This is a genomic window from Polaromonas sp. P1_E1_2 (assembly GCF_056406035.1).
The window spans coordinates 1-6,951 of the sequence record NZ_JBFUAZ010000181.1 but is presented as its reverse complement, the minus strand read 5'-3'; the positions used below and the strand labels follow the sequence as shown (position 1 = coordinate 6,951).

Annotated in this window: 7 protein-coding genes; 5 read left to right on the top strand and 2 right to left on the bottom strand. The window is 61.5% G+C overall.

Translation table 11 applies throughout. The features are described 5' to 3' along the window. The 5 genes from AC1D1P_RS10600 to AC1D1P_RS10580 all read left to right on the top strand — a co-directional run. Window positions 1–1,045: NADH-quinone oxidoreductase subunit M (locus AC1D1P_RS10600; protein ID WP_477672945.1), on the top strand; the 1,045-nt coding region annotated here is incomplete at its 5' end. A 20-nt stretch (window positions 1,046–1,065) separates the two neighbouring features. Then, window positions 1,066–2,568: an NADH-quinone oxidoreductase subunit NuoN gene (gene nuoN, locus AC1D1P_RS10595; RefSeq protein WP_477672944.1), complete on the top strand. Its 1,503-nt coding sequence runs from the start codon at window positions 1,066–1,068 to the stop codon at window positions 2,566–2,568. Between the two features lie 8 nt (window positions 2,569–2,576). After that, window positions 2,577–2,879 carry a DUF2818 family protein gene (locus tag AC1D1P_RS10590; protein ID WP_457279055.1) on the top strand — a complete coding sequence of 101 codons (303 nt, stop codon included), beginning with the start codon at window positions 2,577–2,579 and terminating at the stop codon, window positions 2,877–2,879. Next, window positions 2,876–3,490 (top strand): NUDIX domain-containing protein, encoded by a 615-nt coding sequence (locus AC1D1P_RS10585; protein WP_477672943.1) that lies wholly within the window; start codon window positions 2,876–2,878, stop codon window positions 3,488–3,490. Before AC1D1P_RS10590 ends, AC1D1P_RS10585 begins: the two co-directional genes overlap by 4 nt. Window positions 3,491–3,511: 21 nt before the next feature. Beyond that, window positions 3,512–4,027 carry a DUF1178 family protein gene (locus tag AC1D1P_RS10580; protein ID WP_477671604.1) on the top strand — a complete coding sequence of 172 codons (516 nt, stop codon included), beginning with the start codon at window positions 3,512–3,514 and terminating at the stop codon, window positions 4,025–4,027. Window positions 4,028–4,348: 321 nt separating this feature from the next. Here the strand turns inward: AC1D1P_RS10580 and AC1D1P_RS10575 are convergent, their stop codons facing one another. Both AC1D1P_RS10575 and AC1D1P_RS10570 read right to left on the bottom strand, forming a co-directional pair. Beyond that, window positions 4,349–5,662, bottom strand: coding sequence for a Glu/Leu/Phe/Val family dehydrogenase (locus AC1D1P_RS10575; protein WP_477671605.1), 1,314 nt, complete (start codon window positions 5,660–5,662; stop codon window positions 4,349–4,351). A 168-nt stretch (window positions 5,663–5,830) separates the two neighbouring features. Then, the coding region (locus tag AC1D1P_RS10570) for an ATP-binding cassette domain-containing protein (RefSeq protein ID WP_477672942.1) at window positions 5,831–6,951 on the bottom strand (1,121 nt) is incomplete at its 5' end.

The following is a 6,951-nucleotide window of genomic DNA, read 5'->3' as shown; positions in this document are numbered from 1 at the left end:
CCCGATGTACCTGATCATCGGCATCTGGGGCGGCCCCAACAAGATCTACGCGGCCTTCAAGTTCTTCCTGTACACCTTGCTCGGCTCCCTGCTGATGTTGGTGGCGCTGATCTTCCTGTACAACAAGTCGGGCGGCAGCTTCGACATCCTGACCTGGCACAAGCTGCCGCTGGGCAGCACGGTGCAGACATTGCTGTTCTTTGCCTTCTTCGCGGCGTTTGCCGTCAAGGTGCCCATGTGGCCGGTCCACACCTGGCTGCCTGACGTGCACGTTGAAGCTCCCACCGGTGGTTCGGCTGTGCTGGCCGCCATCATGCTGAAGCTGGGCGCATACGGTTTTCTGCGGTTCTCGATGCCTATCGCTCCGGATGCCGCGCATGAATGGGCCTGGCTCATGATTGCACTGTCGCTGATTGCCGTGATCTACGTCGGTCTGGTGGCGCTGGTGCAGCAGGACATGAAGAAGCTGGTGGCTTATTCGTCAGTGGCCCACATGGGCTTTGTCACCCTGGGTTTTTTCATCTTCAACGACCTGGGCATTTCCGGCGGCATCGTGCAGATGATCGCCCACGGCTTTGTGTCGGGCGCGATGTTCCTGTGCATTGGTGTACTGTACGACCGCGTCCATTCGCGCGAGATCGCCAGCTACGGCGGCGTGGTGAACACCATGCCCAAATTTGCGGCTTTTGCACTGCTTTTTGCCATGGCCAACTGCGGCCTTCCGGCCACAGCCGGTTTCGTCGGCGAGTGGATGGTTATTCTGGGTGCGGTCAAATACAACTTCTGGATAGGCGGCGCGGCAGCGACGGCACTCATATTTGGCGCAGCCTACACCCTGTGGATGTACAAGCGCGTTTACCTGGGCCCCGTGGCCAATGACGACGTCAAGGCACTCGTCGACATCAACAGCCGCGAATTCCTGATGCTGGCGCTGCTGGCCATCGCTGTGCTGTACATGGGCATCTATCCCAAGCCGTTTACCGATGTGATGAATACTTCAGTGGCGGACCTGCTCAAGCACGTCGCGGCCTCCAAACTGAACTGAAGCAACTACAAAGAATTCAGATGATTGACAAACTCTCCTGGATCACGGTTTATCCGGAAATCGTCCTCCTGACCATGGCCTGCGTGATTGCGCTGGTGGACCTGGGCGTCAAGACGCCGCAGCGTACGCTGACCTACTTGCTCACGCTGTTGACCCTGGCCGTCGTGGCGGCCATGGAGGCTGCCTACGCATCTGGAGGCCAGACCTTCTATGGTTTCGGCAACATGGTTGTCAGCGACCCCATGGGCGGCTGGCTCAAATGCTTTGCCTGTATCACCGTGATGATTACGCTGGTCTATGGCCGCCCTTACGCGGCAGATCGCGACATGCTGCGCGGCGGTGAGTTCTTCACTCTGAGCTTGTTCGCGCTGCTGGGCATGTTCGTCATGATCTCGGGCCACAACTTCCTGGTGATCTACATGGGCCTGGAATTGCTGACCCTGTCCAGCTATGCGCTGGTGGCCCTGCGCCGCGACAACGCCACTGCCACCGAAGCCGCCATGAAGTACTTCGTGCTGGGCGCGCTGGCTTCGGGTTTCCTGCTGTATGGTCTTTCGATGCTGTACGGCGCGACCGGCTCCCTGGACCTCAACGAAGTGTTCAACGCGATTGCCAGCCGCCAGGTCAAGCACCAGGTATTGATTTTCGGCTTGGTCTTCATCGTGGCTGGCCTGGCCTTCAAACTGGGCGCTGTGCCTTTCCATATGTGGCTGCCTGACGTCTACCAGGGTGCGCCTACAGCCGTGACCCTCCTGATCGGTGGAGCGCCGCAGCTCGCGGCCTTTGCGATCTGTATCCGCCTGCTGGTCGAAGGCCTGTTGCCGCTGGCAATTGACTGGCAGCAGATGCTGGGATTGATGGCCATCGGCTCGCTGCTGGTGGGCAATCTGGCCGCAATTGCGCAGTCCAACCTCAAACGCATGCTGGCGTTCTCCACCATCTCCCAGATGGGCTTCTTGCTGCTCGGCCTGCTGGCCGGCGTGGTCAACGGCAACCAGCTCAACACTGAATCCGCCTACAGCGCAGCGATGTTCTATGCACTGACTTATGTGCTCACCACTCTGGGTGCTTTCGGCATCATCATGCTGTTGGCACGGGCAGGGCATGAGTCTGAAGAGATCGTCGATCTGGCCGGCCTGAACCAGCGCAGCCCGTTGTACGCCGGCGTGATGGCCATCAGCATGTTCTCGCTGGCCGGCCTGCCGCCGCTGGTGGGGTTTTATGCCAAGCTGTCCGTCCTGCAGGCGCTGATTTCCTCGCAACAAACCAGCTACATTGTGCTGGCCGTTTTTGCGGTGATCATGTCGCTGGTGGGCTCCTTCTATTACTTGCGTGTGGTCAAGGTCATGTACTTTGATGCACCCTTGGCCCATAACGCCMAGCCGGTTTCTGCGCCGGCAGATGCCAAGGCAGTGCTGGCCGTCAATGGCGCGCTCATTCTGATCCTGGGCATCATGCCTGGCGGTTTGATGACCCTGTGCGCGCAGTCCATCAGCAGCATCGTCAAATCACTGGGTAGCTGACCCCTGCCATGACCCAAACTGCTTCAGTCTGGCTGGTCGTGCTGCTGGCCTTGCTGGCAGCCAACCTGCCTTTCATCAGCAATCGCCTGTTCGCGGTCTACGCGCTCAAGTTGCCGAAAAACCTGGCAATCAGAGCCGCAGAGCTGGTGGTCTGGTACCTGGTTGTCGGCGGTCTGGGCTTATACCTTGAGCAGCGGAGCGGCCAGATTGCACCGCAAGGCTGGGAGTTTTATGCCATCACCGGCACGCTCTTCATCACCTTTGCGTTTCCCGGATTTACCTGGCGCTACCTGTTCAAGCACCGCCCATGAGCGCATCTTCCGGTCCTGATCAAGCCGGYGCAATTGCCGACGCGCACCTCGTCGAGACCTGCATCGATTCGGTCGAGATCCTGAGAGGGAATTTCCTGCATGCCCTGCGCGATACCGTCAGGCTGCCCGATGGCAACCAGGCAACGCGCGAATACGTCATTCACTCCGGTGCCGTGATGATCGTGGCGCAACTGGACGACGGGCGTCTGGTGCTGGAGCGCCAGTACCGCTACCCCATGCGTGCCGTGATGGTGGAGTTTCCCGCGGGCAAGCTCGATCCGGGCGAAGGTTCGCTGGCCTGCGCACAGCGTGAACTGCTGGAGGAAACCGGTTACACCGCACGTGAATGGGCGAGGGCGGGCGTGTTGCATCCGGTGATCTCGTACTCTACCGAATTTATTGACATCTGGTTTGCGCGCGGGCTGACACTCGGCCATCGCAAGCTGGATGCCGGGGAGTTTCTGGACGTCTTTACGGCAACACCCGCTGAGCTTCTTGCCTGGTGCGCCAGCGGCGAGGTCACGGATGCAAAAACATTGACAGGCGCACTGTGGTTGCAAAACGTGCTGTCCGGGGCGTGGGCTTTGGACTGGCAAACTGCAACACCCTGATCCCCCGGCGATAATCCGGCCATGAAAGTCCTGAATCTCCAATGTGCGCACCAGCATTCATTTGAAGGCTGGTTTGCGTCCGAGGACGACTTCCAGGCCCAGCTGTCGCGCGGCCTGATCGAATGCCCGATGTGTGCCGACAAAAGCATCCAGAAACTTCCCAGTGCACCACGTCTCAACCTGGGTGGCCATGATATCGTGAGCGCAGGCAGCCGGGCTGCTGCGTCTTCACAAGTTGCCATTCCGAACCCGGCGCGGGTCGTTGAAGGCGAGGCCAACGCCATGGCGGGTATACCGGCCGCAAAGAGTCAGGCAGAGCAGGCCGCGTTCCTGAAGGCCTTGCGTCATGTGATGGCGCATACCGAAGATGTCGGAAGCCAGTTTGCGGATCAGGCCCGCCGCATGCACTATGGCGAACTGGAGGCGCGCAGCATTCGCGGCCAGGCCAGTGCGCGCGAAACCGTGGAACTGATAGAGGAGGGCATCGACGTCATGCCCTTGCCTCTGCTGCCTGGGATCAAGGAAACGTTGCAGTAATGACCCCCACGGTCGTTCGCTTCGCGTAACTCCCGAGGCCTTGCAGGCCGCGGCTCGCGAGACGCTTCGCCTCTGTCGCCTGTCCAAACCTGCTCAAGCAGGTTCGGAGCCGCAGGCTCCAGCCCCTAGGGGGCCGCTGCGCCTGCGGTCTGGCGAAGCCAGTCCCGCGGAGAAATAGAGCCCCCACGCTTTTCACTTCGTGTAATGCGCTGCCCCCCGAGGGGGTGCTGCGCCTGCAGTCCGGCAAAGCCGGTTCTGCGGCCCCTGCTTGAAAGGTTGTCCAGGTCGTTGACGCGCAGGTCCCGGCGCTGACCCAGTAACTCAGGGGTACAGGCCGCGCAACTCGCGCGTGTGCAGGATTCGCTTGCAGGCCACGATGAAGGTGGCGGTACGCAGGCTGACCTTCTGGTCTTGCGCCACGGCCCAAACACCGGCAAAGGCGTCTTTCATGATTTTCACCAGGCGCTTGTTGATTTCTTCTTCGTCCCAGAAGAAGCTGGAAAAATCCTGCACCCATTCAAAGTAGCTGACGGTCACGCCGCCGGCATTGGCGATCACGTCCGGCAGCACCAGCACGTTGCGGTCATGCAGGATGTCGTCGGCGGCAGGTGTCGTCGGGCCGTTCGCGCCTTCAATGATCATGCGCGCCTTGATGCGGCCGGCATTGGCGGCAGTGATTTGCTGCTCAAGTGCGGCCGGAATCAGGATGTCGCACTCCACGTCCCAGAACGCGTCATTGGCAATGACTTCGGCTTCGGTGAATCCGGCCACACTGCCATTGGCTTCCACATGACGCAGCAGCGCCGGCACATCGAGGCCGGCTTCACGGTAAATCGTGCCGCCATGGTCTTGCACCGCGACCACACGTGCGCCGGTTTCGGCAAACAGCTTGCCCGCCACACCGCCCACATTGCCAAAGCCTTGCACGGCGACCCGTGCGGTACTGATATCAAGGCCAATGTGCTTGGCCGCTTCGGTGCCCACGGTGAACACGCCGCGCCCCGTGGCTTCACGCCGGCCCAGCGAGCCGCCCAGGTCGACCGGCTTGCCCGTGACGACGCCGGTTGAGGTGGAGCCGGTGTTCATCGAGTAGGTGTCCATCATCCACGCCATGATCTGGTCGTTGGTGTTGACGTCCGGCGCGGGGATGTCCTTGTTGGGGCCGATGATGATGCCGATTTCGCTGGTGTAACGGCGCGTCATGCGCTCAAGCTCGCCACGCGAAAGCTTTTTCGGGTCGACGCGGATACCGCCTTTGGCACCGCCGTACGGCACGTTCACCGCCGCGTTCTTGACCGACATCCAGGCCGACAGCGCCATCACTTCAGACAGCGTGACGTCCTGGTGGAAACGCACACCGCCCTTGCCGGGACCGCGCGAAACGTTGTGCTGCACACGGTAGCCTTCAAAGTGCGCCACGGTGCCGTCGTCCATGTGAATCGGCACGTCCACGATCAGCACACGCTTGGGCCGCTTGAGGGTTTCAGCCCAGCGCGCCAGGCTGCCCAGGTGCGGAATGACGCGGTCTACCTGCTGCAGGTAGTTGCCCCAGGGGCCCAGGTTGTCCGCCTGCAGGTAAGACGGAAGCGGGTGAGACCCGGCGGGGGTGGGAACAGAAGAGGCTGCGTGTGACATTGAAAAAGCTCCTTGTGGGATTTCTTGCGGGAAAGTCTGCGGGAAGAATCAATGGACGGAGCTTAAAAGCCTCGGCCTAAATAGTCCAAGGCATTGTTCACCAATATCTATGCAAATAATGCATATCGCTGATTTTTGATGGCTGCTGAAGCTGCGCAACCCGCGTCGTCACACCGTGAACTGCAGCGCCGCCAGCCGCGCATAAACGCCCCCGCGGTTTACCAGCTCGGCATGCGTGCCTTGCTCCACCAGCCGCCCATGGTCCAGCACCAGGATGCGGTCAGCCTGCTGCACAGTGGCCAGCCGGTGCGCAATCACCAGCGTCGTGCGGTCCTTCATGGCCGACTCCAGGGCCGCCTGCACCATGCGTTCGCTTTCGGCATCCAGCGCGCTGGTGGCTTCATCCAGCAGCAGCAGCGGAGCGTTTTTCAGCATCGCCCTCGCGATCGCAATACGCTGGCGCTGGCCACCGGAAAGCCGCACACCGCGCTCCCCGAGAAAGGTGTCGTAGCCTTCGGGCAGGGCGGTAATGAACTCATGCGCGAAGGCCGCCCTGGCCGCTGCACGGGTCTCTTCATCAGTGGCTTCAGGTTTGCCGTAGCGGATGTTCTCCAGCGCGCTGGTCGAGAAGATGACGGCGTCCTGCGGCACGATGCCGACGCGCTGCCGCAAATCGTGCAGCGCCATGTCGGCTGTGCGCACGCCATCCAGTTCGATGCGGCCCGAGGCCGGGTCATAAAACCGCAGCAGCAGCTGGAACACCGTGCTCTTGCCTGCGCCGCTGGGTCCCACGATGGCCACCGTTTCACCGGGCGACACGCTCAGGGAAAAGTTTGTCAGGGCAGCTTGCGCGGGCCGCGACGGGTAGTGAAACGTCACTGCTTCAAATTTGATAGCGCTTCCCGCCCGTGTGACCTGCCCGGGAACCGGATTTGCCGGTGAAATGACGGGTGAACGCGACGTCAGCAGCTCCATCAGCCGCTCGGTGGCGCCGGCCGCCCGCAGCAGGTCGCCATAGACCTCGCCCAGCACGGCCGCCGCGCTGGCCAGGATGATCACGTAAACAACTGTCTGGCCCAGGTGGCCTGCCGTGATGTCGCCCCGCATCACCGCCTGCGTGCCCTGGTACAGGCCCCACAGCAGCGCCGCCGACGTGGCGATGATGATGAAGGCCACCAGCACCGAGCGCGCCCTGGTGCGGCGAATCGCGGTGTTGAATGCGTTGGTGGTTGACGCATCAAAGCGCGCGGCCTCGCGGCCTTCCGCGGTGTAGCTTTGCACCACCGGAC

Coding starts and splice junctions, on each gene's coding strand:
- AC1D1P_RS10575 (WP_477671605.1), bottom strand. CDS start 5,662: ATGTCACACGCAGCCTCTTCTGTTCCCACCCCCGCCGGGTCTCACCCG.
- AC1D1P_RS10590 (WP_457279055.1), top strand. CDS start 2,577: ATGACCCAAACTGCTTCAGTCTGGCTGGTCGTGCTGCTGGCCTTGCTG.
- AC1D1P_RS10580 (WP_477671604.1), top strand. CDS start 3,512: ATGAAAGTCCTGAATCTCCAATGTGCGCACCAGCATTCATTTGAAGGC.